Annotated in this window: 8 protein-coding genes and 1 pseudogene; 6 read left to right on the forward strand and 3 right to left on the reverse strand. The window is 63.6% G+C overall.

Going from position 1 to position 14,811, the window contains the following annotated elements; all coding sequences use genetic code 11:
* Positions 1 to 120: 120 nt before the first annotated feature.
* Complete coding sequence (locus ACVILL_RS28135) at positions 121 to 1,449, reverse strand: hypothetical protein (RefSeq protein WP_456732028.1); 1,329 nt, start codon at positions 1,447 to 1,449, stop codon at positions 121 to 123.
* A gap of 2,035 nt (positions 1,450 to 3,484) precedes the next feature.
* On the opposite strand from ACVILL_RS28135, the gene ACVILL_RS28140 reads away from it, so the two are divergent.
* From ACVILL_RS28140 to ACVILL_RS28160, 5 genes are all read left to right on the forward strand, one after another.
* Positions 3,485 to 3,811, forward strand: a complete 327-nt coding sequence (locus ACVILL_RS28140) for a hypothetical protein (protein WP_456734479.1) — start codon at positions 3,485 to 3,487, stop codon at positions 3,809 to 3,811.
* A gap of 84 nt (positions 3,812 to 3,895) precedes the next feature.
* Complete coding sequence (locus ACVILL_RS28145) at positions 3,896 to 4,786, forward strand: hypothetical protein (protein ID WP_456732029.1); 891 nt, start codon at positions 3,896 to 3,898, stop codon at positions 4,784 to 4,786.
* Between the two features lie 133 nt (positions 4,787 to 4,919).
* Positions 4,920 to 7,781 (forward strand): peptidase domain-containing ABC transporter, encoded by a 2,862-nt coding sequence (locus ACVILL_RS28150; protein ID WP_456732030.1) that lies wholly within the window; start codon positions 4,920 to 4,922, stop codon positions 7,779 to 7,781.
* Positions 7,778 to 9,175, forward strand: a complete 1,398-nt coding sequence (locus tag ACVILL_RS28155) for an HlyD family type I secretion periplasmic adaptor subunit (protein ID WP_456732031.1) — start codon at positions 7,778 to 7,780, stop codon at positions 9,173 to 9,175. Before ACVILL_RS28150 ends, ACVILL_RS28155 begins: the two co-directional genes overlap by 4 nt.
* Positions 9,176 to 9,217: 42 nt before the next feature.
* The gene (locus ACVILL_RS28160; RefSeq protein ID WP_456732032.1) at positions 9,218 to 10,963 is read left to right on the forward strand and encodes a tetratricopeptide repeat protein; all 1,746 of its coding nucleotides are present in this window, start codon (positions 9,218 to 9,220) and stop codon (positions 10,961 to 10,963) included.
* Positions 10,964 to 11,212: 249 nt separating this feature from the next.
* Here the strand turns inward: ACVILL_RS28160 and ACVILL_RS28165 are convergent, their stop codons facing one another.
* Positions 11,213 to 11,809 carry a class I SAM-dependent methyltransferase gene (locus ACVILL_RS28165; RefSeq protein WP_456732033.1) on the reverse strand — a complete coding sequence of 199 codons (597 nt, stop codon included), beginning with the start codon at positions 11,807 to 11,809 and terminating at the stop codon, positions 11,213 to 11,215.
* A gap of 99 nt (positions 11,810 to 11,908) precedes the next feature.
* Positions 11,909 to 12,247: a hypothetical protein gene (locus tag ACVILL_RS28170; RefSeq protein ID WP_456732034.1), complete on the reverse strand. Its 339-nt coding sequence runs from the start codon at positions 12,245 to 12,247 to the stop codon at positions 11,909 to 11,911.
* Between the two features lie 857 nt (positions 12,248 to 13,104).
* On the opposite strand from ACVILL_RS28170, the pseudogene ACVILL_RS28175 reads away from it, so the two are divergent.
* Positions 13,105 to 14,664: pseudogene (locus ACVILL_RS28175) on the forward strand (gamma-glutamyltransferase family protein).
* Positions 14,665 to 14,811: the final 147 nt, after the last annotated feature.

A 14,811-nucleotide genomic window follows, 5' to 3' on the forward strand; every position in this document is an offset into this window, starting at 1 on the left:
CCAACTGCCGTCGAAGGGGTTCGGCGCTGGCACGGGTAACGTCTCAGGCTTCAGCGTTGAGACCCTGCTTCCAAGCGCGACCGGGACTTACGGAGTCTACTACAACTCAAACGGGGATAACTACGTCTCGGTCGCAACGATCACGAACGGGGTGTTCTCGGGCGGCGGTACGGCGAACGGCGATACATTCTCGTCTGGAAGCGTTTCCGCCTCAACCGGAGCTACGGGCGCGACTGGTCCGACCGGTGCAACGGGAGCGACGGGTGCGACCGGTGCAACGGGAGCGACGGGTGCGACCGGAGCAACAGGTGCGTCCGGAGCAACAGGCGCGACAGGCGCGTCCGGAGCCACAGGTTCGACCGGGGCCACGGGCGCGACCGGCCCGACGGGTACGACCGGAGCAACAGGCTCGACCGGAGGCACAGGTGCGACAGGTGCGTCTGGGGCCACCGGCGCGACCGGAGCCGCAGGTTCGACTGGCGCAACAGGTGCGACCGGCGATCCCGGCGCGACCGGCGCCACGGGTGCGACCGGTGACACTGGCGCGACCGGAGCCACAGGTTCGACCGGCGCCACGGGTGCGACCGGTGACACTGGCGCGACCGGAGCCACAGGTTCGACCGGCGCCACAGGTGCGACCGGAGACACCGGCGCGACTGGCGCCACGGGTGCGACCGGTGACACCGGCGCGACCGGAGCCACAGGTTCGACCGGCGCCACAGGTGCGACCGGAGACACCGGCGCGACCGGAGCCACAGGTTCGACCGGCGCCACGGGGGCGACCGGAGACACCGGCGCGACCGGAGCCACAGGTTCGACCGGCGCCACGGGGGCGACCGGAGACACCGGCGCGACCGGAGCCACAGGTTCGACTGGCGCCACGGGTGCGACCGGAGACACCGGCGCGACCGGAGCCACAGGTTCGACCGGCGCCACAGGTGCGACCGGAGACACCGGCGCGACTGGCGCCACAGGTGCGACCGGAGCCACGGGTTCGACTGGCGCCACGGGTGACACCGGCGCGACCGGCGCCACAGGTGCGACCGGAGACACCGGCGCGACTGGCGCCACCGGCGCGACCGGAACCACGGGTTCGACTGGCGCCACGGGTGCGACCGGTGACACCGGCGCGACCGGAGCCACAGGTTCGACTGGCGCCACGGGTGCGACCGGTGACACCGGCGCGACCGGAGCCACGGGTGCGACCGGCGCCACAGGTGCGACCGGAGACACCGGCGCGACTGGCGCCACAGGTGCGACCGGAGCCACGGGTTCGACTGGCGCCACGGGTGCGACCGGCGACACCGGCGCGACCGGAGCCACGGGTGCGACTGGTGCCACGGGTGCGACCGGAGCCACCGGCGCGACTGGCGGCACAGGTGCGACCGGCGCCACCGGCTTGACGGGAGCCACCGGCTCGACCGGAGCTACCGGCTCGACCGGAGCCACTGGTTCGACTGGTGCGACCGGAGCAACGGGCTCGACGGGTGCAACAGGTTCGACAGGTGCAACAGGAGCCACCGGTGCCACCGGCTTGACTGGAGCAACCGGCGCGACAGGTGCAACTGGAGCTACCGGCGCGACTGGAGCAACGGGGCGTACCGGCGCAACGGGGGCCACCGGCTCGACCGGTTCAACTGGTGCTACCGGAGCCACGGGTGCGACTGGGGCAACGGGACGAACGGGAGCCACCGGCGCGACCGGAGCAACGGGCTCGACGGGTGCAACAGGTTCGACTGGTGCAACAGGAGCCACAGGTGCCACTGGCTTGACTGGAGCAACCGGCGCGACAGGTGCAACTGGAGCCACCGGCTCAACCGGTGCCACCGGCGCGACGGGTGCAACGGGACGTACCGGCGCAACGGGGGCCACCGGCTCGACCGGTGCTACCGGAGCAACGGGGGCGACTGGAGCAACGGGACGAACGGGCGCGACCGGAGCAACCGGCGCGACAGGAGCAACTGGTGCCACCGGCGCGACCGGAGCAACGGGAGCCACCGGCGCAACGGGTGCGACCGGAGCCACCGGCTCGACGGGAGCCACCGGCGCGACGGGTGCGACTGGAGCCACGGGCGCGACCGGAGCAACGGGAGCCACCGGCGCAACGGGTGCGACCGGAGCCACCGGCTCGACGGGAGCAACTGGTGCCACCGGCGCAACGGGTGCGACCGGAGCCACCGGCTCGACGGGAGCGACTGGTGCCACCGGCGCGACCGGAGCAACGGGTGCCACCGGCGCAACGGGAGCAACGGGAGCCACTGGCGCAACGGGTGCGACCGGAGCCACCGGCTCGACGGGAGCCACTGGTGCCACCGGCGCGACGGGTGCGACTGGAGCCACGGGCGCGACCGGAGCAACGGGAGCCACCGGCGCAACGGGTGCGACTGGAGCAACGGGCTCGACGGGAGCAACGGGAGCCACCGGCGCGACGGGTGCGACTGGAGCCACGGGCGCGACCGGAGCCACTGGTGCCACCGGCGCGACGGGTGCGACCGGAGCCACCGGCTCGACGGGAGCAACGGGAGCCACCGGCGCAACGGGTGCGACTGGAGCAACGGGCTCGACGGGAGCAACGGGAGCCACCGGCGCGACGGGTGCGACTGGAGCCACGGGCGCGACCGGAGCCACTGGTGCCACCGGCGCGACGGGTGCGACCGGTGCAACGGGCTCGACGGGAGCAACTGGTGCCACCGGCGCAACGGGTGCGACTGGAGCCACCGGCGCAACGGGTGCGACCGGAGCCACCGGCTCGACGGGAGCCACTGGTGCCACCGGCTCGACGGGTGCGACCGGTGCAACGGGCTCGACGGGTGCGACTGGAGCAACAGGTGATCCTGGTGCAACGGGAGCTACCGGCTCGACCGGTGCAACGGGCTCGACCGGCGCAACCGGTGCAACCGGCTCGACTGGAGCAACCGGCTCGACGGGTGCGACTGGAGCAACGGGCGATCCTGGTGCGACTGGAGCCACGGGCGCAACGGGAGCTACCGGCCCGAGGGGGTCGACCGGGGCGACCGGCTCGACTGGTCCGCGCGGTCCGAGAGGGCCGACCGGCCCGACAGGCCGCAACGGTCACACCGGCCCGACGGGTCCGACGGGCTCAGCCGGTGCAACGGGTGCAACCGGTCCGGCGGGTTCGACTGGAGCGACCGGCTCGACTGGTCCGCGTGGTCCGAGAGGGCCGACCGGCCCGACAGGCCGCCACGGTCACACCGGCCCGACGGGTCCGACGGGCTCAGCCGGTGCAACGGGTGCAACCGGTCCGGCGGGTACGACTGGAGCGACCGGCTCGACAGGTCCACGTGGTCCGAGAGGGCCGACCGGCCCGACAGGCCGCCACGGTCACACCGGCCCGACAGGTCCGACGGGCGCGGCCGGAGCGACGGGAGCAACCGGGGCGACTGGCGCAGCTGGTTCGACCGGAGCCACCGGGGCGACAGGTGCTGGTGCGACGGGCTCGACAGGCCCGGCGGGTGCAACAGGGATGGCTGGTCAGCAAGACGATCAGTCGTCGCTGACCACCACGATCAGTCCCGATACGACCGTTGGATCGTTGAGTCCGGTGCTGCTAAGATTGGAGGCTGCAGTCGCGGACCTGGCGCTTGCCATGGCGGGAGGGTCGATGAATGGCCAGCAGTTGCAGGCCGATCTCACGACGATCAAGAGCTTGGCGCAGATGCTGTTGTCCCGCATGGGCAACACCGATGGCGGTTCGGCTTTCGATCAAGCCCGTCCGGGTGGTGCCGGAACGATTGGTCAATTCGATCAATCGAACAGGCCCAACCTCAACCTGCCGAAACACGACTCTTAAGGTCGGCGGCTGAAGAAGTAACGGACGAGGAAGCCAGGGATCGCGCATCCCTGGCTTTCTCACCGATCAGGCCGAGAATAGCCGATGGTTGGCACGACGAAGATCAACCGCCGACGCTTCCTCGTTCTCTCGAGCAGTGCGGCGGTTCTTACCGTTAAGGGAAGCAGAAGGGGTTTCGGGCGCGAGATCGCGTCGACAGAAAACCTTCGGAGCGCTCCGATCGAATTATCGGGCGATTGGCATGCGGCACCGACCGACGCCGTGATGCGTGTACTCACGCGGATCCGGGAGGTCGATCTGTCGGGAATGCGATTGCTGTCGGATCGGCAACCCAAGAAGCTTCGTATCGAAAATCACGGCGAAGTTGCGCCTGCGATCTGGCTGCACAGCGATCAGCCCGACATGGCATCGATCGTCGTGAACATCGGCTATGCCGACTGGTGCAGGCTGGCCTATCAATTCGGTCACGAGCTTGGGCATGTCCTGAGCAACAGCTGGCAATTTTCCGCAAAGCCGCAACCTCCGACACAATGGCTCGAGGAGGTGCTCGTGGAGACATTTTCGGTTCGCGGTCTGAGGCTGCTCGCTGATAGCTGGGAGAGATCGCCACCGTTTGCGGGGGACTCAGGTTTTGCGCGTGCTGTTCGCCAATATGGCTCCGCGCTGCTGGACAAGTTCAAAGCGGACGATCTTTCGCCGCTCGAGTGGTTCCGCGAGAATCGCGCGAAGCTGGAAGTCAGATCCGGCAAGGAGGTTCCGTGGGGACCCGCGGTGGTCGGCGTCCTCCAGATCTACGAGGACGTCAAAATTGGGAAACAAACCTGTCTCGATGATCTGGGAGCCTTGAACCGCTGGCCGGAGCGGACATCCGTTCCGATCGAACGCTATCTCGATTTGTGGACCGAAAGCTGTGTTGCAATTGGTTCCACCGGCGAATTGCCGTCCCGGCTACGGCAATTGTTCGCGATCGCGTGAGATGTCGGTGGGAGCAGGGGTCCAATCGCGTCAACCAACTGCGGGAATTTCGGTGTTGCGGCCGGTCGAATTCGTCTACATTGCCGCTATATAGTGACGATTTTTATTCTGTTGTCGATTTTGGAGGGTGACCGTGGACCCGCATAGCGGCTCCTTTGGGGAGCCAGGGCCTGGCAAGTACGTCCGCTTGCTGCAGAACGCAATTGACGATCTTCGTGCGGACGATGAAGCGTCGCGTAATGCACTTTACAGCCGGGCACGTGCCCTTTTGGAGAGCCGGCTCGCCGCCAGAAAGAATTTGTCCCAGGCCCAAATCGACACTGAGAAATGTGATTTCGACGAAGCGGTGTGGCGCGTCGAAGGGCAGGTCCGCCTCAGCGCAACGGCGCCGGTCCGAATAGAGTCTGTGCCCGGCGATCTGCACATTATTCCCGCGCACGACGGCGATACGTCCCAGCGCCTGGTGTCACCAGATATTCGCACCGAATCTCCGAGCGGGCGTCCGCGCGCCGCCCGAAAGCCTGGTGCATCGCGACCTGGCTCCTGGCTGGCAGCGAAAGCGCAATTCGCTGCGCGATGGTCCGTTCTGCTGCGTGCGCCCAAGGACATCGTCCGTGGCGGTCGTGAACTATTGATTGAGCTCGGTATCCGCGTGCGCCTCTTCGTGAAACGGATCTGCGCCGAATTCGCTGCAAAGGGCAAAGCAAAGGTGCGATCAGAACCGCTGGTCGTCTCATCCAGAACGAAGTCAACCGATCTTGGTCCGCCGCAGGGGCATTCTGTCAATCGCTTGGAAGCGCAACGTAGTCCGCAATATCAGGCGCGATTGCAAGCCATTATCCAAGTCGCGCGTCATCATGGCGTCGAGCTTGATGTGGGGGAGTTGAAGACCGACGAATCCGACATCTATCCATCGGCCGCAGCGCTCTCGACCTGGGCGCAGAATGCGGGCCTGTGGTCGCGTGCCGTACGAACCACCTGGCGCCACCTGCTTGGGATGGGCGAGGCCGATCCGGTCGTCCTGCTGCTTGCCGATGGCGGCGCCGCGGTTATGGTCAATGCGAACGCCGATCAGAATATCGTCATGCTCAGGGATCCAGGTGCCTCTGCAGACGGAGCCGTACCCGTTGACGAGTTGCGTCTTTCCCAGGTGTGGAACGGTGAGGCCATCCTGCTGCGCGCGAGCCGAAGTCGCGTCGCAGCCGACGCGCCGTTTGATCTGCGCTGGCTTTTCGATCTCGTCCTGCACGAAAGGCGCCTGTTGCGCGACATCGGGATTGCCTCGCTCACCATCAGCTTCCTCACCATCTTCCCACCACTCCTGGTGATGACGATGGTGAACAAGGTCCTGCAATTCCACAGTACGTCTACGTTGTTGATGCTTGCGGCTGTCATGGCGGTCGTAGTCCTCTACGAATCCCTCCTGGGGCATGCGCGACGTCATATCATTGCGGTTGTTGGCGCCAGGCTCGACGCGAAACTCAATCTGCACGTTTTCAACCGCCTGCTTCGTCTGCCGCTCGATTATTTCGAACGTCATCCGGCGGGCGAAACGATGTATCGTATCGCGCAGGTCTATCGCGTTCGCGAATTCCTGACGGGTCGCCTTCTGACGACGTTTCTCGACCTGATGACGCTTTGCGTACTGCTCCCGTTTCTGTTCTATCTCAGCCCGATCCTGGCCAGTATTGTGCTCGGCTGCGCCGGCGCGATCCTGCTGATCATCATCGCGTTCCTGAAACCGATGCGAGAGATGTACGGACGGGTCACCACGGCTGAGACGTGGAAATCGGCAACGCTTGGCGAGACAATCGTGGGCATCAAGACGGTCAAGGCGTTGGCCCTGGAGCCGCAGCGCCGCGCTCTTTGGGACGAACGCATCGCCGAGGCGGGAAAATGGCGGCTGGAGTTTGGTCGTCTGTCAAACTGGCCGCAGACGCTGGTTACACCGATTGAGCGGCTGATGGTGCTCGGCACCACCATGCTTGGTGCCTATCTCGCGATTAACGACCCGTCAGGCTACATGGTGGGTGGATTGTTCGCATTCCTGATGCTGAGCGCGCGGGCCGCCCAACCGCTGGTTGGATTAGCCCGGTTGATCGAGGACTATGAGGAGGTTGGGGCAGCGATCGGAGAGGCGAGCTCCGTCCTCAATCGGCCTACCGAGAGCAGCGCGCGAGCGGCGGGCTTGAGACCGAAGTTTGAGGGCGCAATCGCCTTCCAGGATGTCAGCTTCACTTACCTCAACACGACTGTCCCGGCGCTCGACAGGATCAGCTTTTCAGTGCCGGCCGGATCGACGTTGGGAATCGTCGGTCGCAGCGGATCAGGCAAATCTACGGTCACGCGCCTGCTGCAGGGAATCAACCGTGATTATAAGGGATTTGTGAAGATCGATGGCGCCGACTTGCGCGATGTCGATCTGCGTCACCTTCGACAGAGCCTCGGCGTTGTCTTGCAGGAGAACTTCCTGTTTCGCGGCTCCATCAGAGATAACATCATCGCCGGTCGACCGGGCCTGACGTTGTCTGATGCCGTCTATGCAGCAAGGCTTGCAGGCGCGGAGGAGTTCATCGAACGGATGCCCAATGGCTTTGAAACCTACATCGAAGAGGGATCTCCCAACCTTTCGGGCGGCCAAAGGCAGCGACTGGCGATTGCACGAGCGCTCATCACGGACCCGCGCATTCTGATACTGGACGAAGCGACCAGCGCGCTCGACCCGGAAAGCGAAGCTGTCGTGACGGCAAACCTCGAGCGAATCGCGAGCGGGCGGACGATGATCATCGTTTCGCACCGGCTGTCCTCGCTGGTCGGCTGCGATCAAATTCTCGTTCTTGATCAAGGAACGATCGTCGATTGCGGCGCACACAATGCGTTGGTCGAGCGTTGCGCGATCTATCGACAACTCTGGAATCAGCAGAATCGGCATAGCGAAACGACACGACCCTCGGTATCTCCGAAGCTGATCTCGGGCGGAGCGAACGAACCATGAGCGAAGTCCAGGCCAATTTGCTGCCGCTTCCGTTCAGATCCAAAAAGATCGATCCGACGTTGCCGGTGATCCTTGAGTTCCAGCAACCGTCAACGGCGATCATCAATGCACCTGTGCCGCGCATGGCTCGTGGCACAATTTGGATCGTCTCCAGTATGGTTGCTGCCTTGGTCCTTGTCGCGGGTGTATTGCCCGTCGATCAGGTCGTCACGGCGCGCGGCCTGGTGGTCTCGCAATCCTCCACCATCCTTGTACAGCCGCTGGAGACCGCCATCGTCCGCTCTATCGACGTAAGCGAAGGCCAACGCGTGCGTGCGGGTGACGTGCTGGCGCGTCTCGATCCGACCTTTGCCGAAGCGGACCGAGTGGCCTTGGAGGGGCAGCTGAACAGCCTCGAGCCCGAGCTTGCTCGCCTGCGCGCGGAAGCCGACGGCCAGCCGTTCACGTACTCCGGCAATGATCCAAACTGGACGTTGCAGGCCTCGATTTTCAGTCATCGAAAGGCGCAGTTTGATGCCAAGATCGAAAACTACGAGCATCGGCTGCAGGAATTGAATGCGGTTATAGCGAGGGCGGACTCTGATGCAGTAGGCTATCGTGATCGCCTCGGTGTGGCTCAAAGCATCGAGGATATGCGTCGGCAGCTGGAAGCGACCCAGACCGGAAGTCGGCTGAATTCGCTGATCGCCAAGGATACACGCGTTGAAATGCAGCGGTCGCTTTCCAACGCGATTGCGACAGGGGAGGGGGCAAAACGCGATCAATCGGCACTTGCTTCCGACCGCGACGCTTACGTCCGCGGCTGGAAGGCCGAAGCATCGCAAAAGTTGCAGGAGATCACCGTCAAGGCGGCCGATACACGCGAGCTGCTGACCAAGGCAAACCTGCGACGCAAACTGGTCGAATTGCGTGCCGGGCTTGATGCGATCGTGCAATCGGTTGCAAAGGTCTCGGTGGGTTCAGTCATGCAGTCGGGGCAACAATTCATTACTCTTGTGCCGGCAGACGCCCCGCTCGAGGTCGAGGTCAACATTGCGGGCAAAGATAACGGCTTCGTGCATGTCAAGGATCCCGTGTCTGTCAAGTTCGACACGTTTCCGTTCTCTCAATACGGGATGGCCGAAGGCGTCGTTCGCATCGTGAGTCCGGATAGCTTCAATGCTCAGGTCGAGGCCCGCAACCCCACCAGTGCGATTCCGACTACCAATCTGGAGCCATTTTACCGCAGCCGGATAAGCATCGATCGCGTGGCCCTGCACGATGTTCCGGCGGGCTTCCAGATCACGCCGGGAATGCCCGTAACCGCCGACATCAAAGTCGGTCAGCGGACCGTGCTGAAGTACTTGCTCGGCCTTGTGCTTCCGGTGACGCAGGAGGCGATGCGCGAGCCCTGAACGATATGGCTCTGCAGCGCTGATGGATGGAGCCTTCTAGAAATGCTCTTTGATCGCTTGATCGGAAAGGCGTCACCTGAAAAGGAGCTGCGCCGAGCGATCGCTCTCATAGAGAGAGAGCGATTCGCCGAAGCGTTGCCACAATTGGCTCGAATGGCCGAGGCTGGCAGCGCTGAAGCAGCGTATCATATCGGAAGGCTCTACCTTCAGGGAAGCGGCGTACCGTTCAGTCGTACGGAGAGCGCGCGCTGGCTTGAGCGCGCGGCGTTAGATGGGTACGTCGAGGCGCAGTCCCTGCTGGCGGCGCTCTTGCTCCAGGGGCTCGGCTCGCATGCACGTGAAGGCGGCGATGCTGCCGCGCGATTGTTTTCGCACGAAGGCAGGGCAAAGCCGGATTTCGATGCCGCGTTAAAATGGGCTCGCGTGGCGGCTGATGCAGGGTCTCCTGAGGCGCAAGCGCTTCTGGCGTACATTCTAACCTACGGTGCGTCGCCGCTCAGAGATCTAACCCAGGCGAGAGAATGGTATCGCCGTTCCGCCGCCGCAGGCTGTGCCCAAGGACAATTGGGATATGCGCTCTCGCTCGCAGGGGATCCGGATCGGGCCGCTTACAAGGACGAGGTCGTCAAGAACATGCAAGCGGCGGCGGCCGCTGAAATTCCCACGGCCGTATTCATGCTGGCGGTCCTGACGGAAGGAGGAATAAGCGGCACCAAAGATCCAATTGCCGCTGCCGAGCTATACCGCAAGGCTGCCGAATTGGGACACCGCGGTGCGCAGATAAAATGGGGTACTGCGCTGATTGAAGGAACTGTTGTGGCCAAGGATCCCGTATTGGGAGAAACTTGGCTTCGCCGCGCCGCCCTCGCTGGCGACGCTCGTGCTGCGGAATTGGTCGGCAACCTCTACGCCAAAGGCGGGGCGTTGCCGCCGAATTATGTGGAAGCTGCGAGCTGGTATCGTCGGGCTGCCGAGGCGGGCAATGCAGCGGCAGCCCGGTCGTTGAGCTCGTTCTATATGACAGGGGCCGGTGTACCCCAGGATAATCACGAAGCAGCGCGTTGGCTGCGCGTCGCTGCCGAAGCGGGGGATTTGGATGCGCAGGTCGACGTCGGAAATGATTTGCTTGAGCGAGCGGCCAGAGGAGAAGAATGCCCTCCGGTTGCGGACTGGTTCATGCAGACGGCGAAAGACGGTAACCTCGTTGCGGCGTTCAACCTCGGCGTTTGCCTTCTGCAGGGCATAGGCGTTGAGCGGAACGAGCAGCAGGCGGCAGTTTGGCTACGGCGTGCGGCCGAAGGAGTTCCAGAGGCGCAGTTCATGATTGGTCGACTTGTTGCTGATGGACGCGGCCTACCGGCCGATCCGAAAGCAGCACGTGGCTGGTTCGCAAGGGCGGCACATGGAGGAATCACCGATGCGCAGGTGGCTCTGGCCGAGATGCTCGTGAACGGCCGCGGGGGCCCCCAGGATGCGTCAGAGGCGCTCAGGTTGTGCGAGCAGGCTGCGGCGAAGGGGCACGCCGGGGCGATGTTTGCGCTAGGTGCGATGTATAGCGGCGGTCATGCCATTCCCGTTGACCGGGGCAAAGCCGAGCATTGGTTTCGCGCGGCCGCAGAACGCGGCCATGGACAGGCTCAACTCATGCTTGGGCGCTATCTGCGAAGCGGTGCGGCCGGCCACAGCGACCTCAAGCAGGCGAGCCACTGGTTAGAAATGGCGGCCGCCCAAGGCATTGCCGATGCAGACGCAGAGCTGGCCGCTCTGACAAGAACAGCGTCCGGATAATCTCACGAACGGGCAGGTCGTCCTGACGCGCCCCGTCAGCCCTCTGCTCCGTTCTGCGCGATGATGGAGCGTCGTGCCGACACGCTCCTCCGAGCTTTCGAGCAATACCGACGATGAAGCGGGAGACGGTCGGCACCGCAAATAGCGGAGATATCAGGGCTTGAAGCGAGCACCGCGCACTCCAATGAATCTCTCGCCGCTTTAGTGCTTCCGTGAAGTTCCGCATTCGGGGCCAGCGACGTGATTTTATCAGAGCCGGCCCGAATTGACGAACATCAACCCGCTCTGCCGCATGTAAACAGCACCGTCCCGCTCAGCGAGAGTCCTGACGCGACGTGTGTCAGCTTCAAGATACTCGCACCCTTTTCGATGCAGATGGTCGATCCAGTATTCCGATGTCTGCAAGTTGACGTGGTGGTATCCGATTTGCCCGGGAACGGCATGGGTCATCAGGATGTATTTGCCACATGTGAGACTGAGAAGAACGTTCTCCAGGTATTGTTCGTCAATGTGCTCGACGACCTCTTGGCAATGAACCAAGTCTGTTCGAGTGACGATCGGGGCTTGGGTAATATCGTGCTGAAACGCCGGATAAGTCGATTTTTCCACGCTTTCGGGAAATCCATCGGTCGCCAACACCATGAGACCGGCTTTGTGAAAGTAGTGAGCAGAGTTTCCGCATCCACTGCCAAGGTCCAATACCGATTGAATACAAAATCTGGAAATGACGTAGTCCCATACCGAAGGACAGTAGGTGAAGGGATCGCCAGCCTTGATGCTTCCGCCAAGATGCGGCGTGTTCTGATCTGCGGCGTTTTGCAGTCCGCGATATGTAACGGGTTCCATTTTTAACACCTCAAAAGAAGGTTTGATACTCGCAATTGGAGGCTGCCGCGTCTAGGACTTTCTCGGCCTGAGCGCGCAGGCGCATGCTCGCCGGTATGGCTACTTCGCATCAGGCAACAACGCTGAGACGTTGTTCAGATGCCGCAATATCGGACCACTTGTTCCAAACGCAAAGGGCAAAGCGGGCGAAGCCTGCAGGCTTTTGCAGCTATCTGTCCAAGCCTCTAGATATTGCTCGAGTGGGATCGCGCTAAGGCCATCCCATAGGTTCAGCGCGCCAAGCGCCTCAATGCCGGCCGGGTCGCGCTCGTATTCGTCGAGAATGAAGAGGGACGCTGCTTGCGCAAAGGCATTGAGGCAAGGATTCGCTTCCATGGCGGAACGGTTCTGCCTGAACCAGGCGCCGGGGCTTTCTATATTGCCTTGTTCGCTCGCCAACTTCCCGTAGCGCTCGACAGCAGCTTGCCGGTAGACGGCAACGGCGGCGCCAAAGCCACTGTCATCTCTGAACGGAGGATCGCGCGACCAGCTTTTTCTCGTTCTCAGACTTACTCAAAGCGTGCCGGCCAACTCGCTTGTGACATCGAACCAGAAGCGGGCAGGCGAGGCTAGCCAACTTTCGGTCTTAAGCTTGTCTATAGCACCTCCGTTGGGCGGGACCGTCGCTCCGTGGGCAGAAGCGACGATCCCTGGTCGCGCGATATGCATGGACGGAGTGTTGAGTTGACCTCGACCAATCCGCACGAGTAGGGGTATCGTAGATCGACAAGAGCGCGCGGCAATTGCCATTCTGAACTAGCCCTATCTGACTGATCTGGCGGCCAGCAGAGCAGCGCAAAAGTAGTAGCGCGGCGCAGCAATAGCCTGGGCGTGCACGTTCGAAGCGCAGCAAGGATGTGTCAATCAAAGGCGCGAGCCGATCCTCGTTGCCGCAGCCTTCGTCGCTGCCTTCGACCTTGCGCGTGTCGTCGCTCGCCGATCAGCTTGGCATGCCGGGATGCCGCACGATGCAATGTGTATTCCTGACCATTGACCGGCCTGAGATGCGCGGTCTCCATTCAAATATGGTCGGCCAACTCCGAACTGCTTCTCGTTCGTCGATCTCCTTCCATAATATCTTGGTTTCGTTTGCCCGCTCGTCCTTGTCGCAGGACAAGCCTCGTCCGCGTCCAAACGATCCACCTTACGGTGGATTGCCGCTTACCGCGCCACCAACCGAAAATTCCCCGAAGGACCGGTGTCGTATTCGACAATGTTGGCGAGCGGCTGCAGCTCGCAACATCAGAGGAAGCGACATGCGTGATTTCATGGCCATCGGCCGCTCGGTGGCGGTTGCGGAGCGGGGGATGACCGCAACCTCGCACCCGCAGGCGACGCTCGCCGCGGTCGAGATGCTGAAGGCCGGTGGCAATGCCGTCGATGCCGCGGTGGCGGCGGCGCGGTGCAGGGCGTGGTCGAACCGCAGATGACCGGGATCGGCGGCGACTGTTTTGCGCTGGTTTCGCCCAAGGCCGGCGAACCGATCGCGCTGAATGGCTCGGGCCGCACGCCGGCCGCGACCGATGTCGATAAATTTGCCGCAAGCGACGCGCGCGACATTCCGCCGACCGCGCCAGAGGCGGTGACCGTGCCCGGCGCGATCGATGCCTGGTGCAGGCTGGTCGCCGATCACGGCAGCAAGTCGCTGGAGGAGATCTTCCGGCCGGCGATCTCGGCCGCCGAGCAGGGCTTTTGCGTGACGCCGCGCGTCGCCGAGGACTGGCGCCGCTTCCGGGCCCGGATCGAGATCGACCCCAACGCGGCCGCGCAGTTCCTTCCCGGCGGCAAGGCGCCTGAGGTCGGCGATGTCCGCACGCAACCTGCGCTCGGCCGCACCCTGCGCCGGATCGCGCAGCACGGGCGCTGCGCGTTCTACGCCGGCGAGGCCGCCGAGGAGATGACGGGCATCTTGCGCGGATTGGGCGGCGATTTCGCCGCGCAGACGTCGGACTATGTGCGGCCGATCTCGGCGCGCTACCGCGACCATGACGTGGTCGAATGTCCGCCGAACGGGCAGGGCTTGGCGGCGCTGATGATCCTGCGGACGCTCGCGGGCTTCGACGTCGGCGCGCTGGCGCAGGCCGATCGGATCCATCTGCTCGCCGAAGCCACCAAGGCTGCCTACCGTGCGCGCGACGCCTTCTTCTGCGATCCCGCCACCGGCAGGGTCGATCCGGCCGCCTTCCTTGCCGACGACTATATCGGGGCGATCCGCAGCAAAATCGACATGGGCCGCGCTTCGACGCCTGCGACCTGGGACGATATCGAGCACCGCGACACCGTCTATGTCACGGTGGTCGATCGCGACCTCAATGCGGTCTCGCTGATCAACTCGCTGTTCTATCCGTTCGGCAGCGGCATCTATGCGCCCAGGTCAGGTGTCCTGCTGCACAACCGCGGCTGGAGCTTTCGTGCCAGGCCCGGGCATCCGAACTCGCTCGGGCCGCGCAAGCGCCCGATGCACACCATCATCCCAGGCCTCGTCCGCAAGGACGGCAAGACCGTGATGTCGTTCGGCGTGATGGGCGGGCATTACCAGGCTGCCGGCCATGCCAATCTGCTGTCGAACATTTTTGACATGAAGATGGACATCCAGACGGCGGCCGAGGCGCCGCGTTCCTTTGCCTTCGACGGTCTGCTGTCGCTGGAGACGGCGATCTCTTCCGATATCCGCGACGATTTACGCGCCCGCGGCCACGACGCCCGGTTTTCGGAGGAGCCGATCGGCGGCTGCCAGGCGATCCGCATCGACCATGCGCGCGGCGTTCTGCTGGGCCTCCGATCACCGCAAGGACGGGCTGGCGCTGGGGTTTTGAGAGTCCGTAAAATTCACCCCGTCGTTGCGAGGAGCGATAGCGACGAAGCAATCCATGCATCCGCACATGCTGTGCGATGGATTGCTTCGCTTCGCTCGCAATGACGAACATAGATCCGTCATCCCAGGGGGGCCGGCCGCCCGCAAT

The organism is Bradyrhizobium sp. USDA 3364, from assembly GCF_054056355.1.

Bases quoted from the DNA above. Each gene is read 5' to 3' on its own strand.
- ACVILL_RS28140 (WP_456734479.1), top strand. From the start codon at position 3,485: ATGGCTGGTCAGCAAGACGATCAGTCGTCGCTGACCACCACGATCAGT.
- ACVILL_RS28145 (WP_456732029.1), top strand. From the start codon at position 3,896: ATGGTTGGCACGACGAAGATCAACCGCCGACGCTTCCTCGTTCTCTCG.
- ACVILL_RS28155 (WP_456732031.1), top strand. From the start codon at position 7,778: ATGAGCGAAGTCCAGGCCAATTTGCTGCCGCTTCCGTTCAGATCCAAA.
- ACVILL_RS28160 (WP_456732032.1), top strand. From the start codon at position 9,218: ATGCTCTTTGATCGCTTGATCGGAAAGGCGTCACCTGAAAAGGAGCTG.
- ACVILL_RS28165 (WP_456732033.1), bottom strand. From the start codon at position 11,809: ATGGAACCCGTTACATATCGCGGACTGCAAAACGCCGCAGATCAGAAC.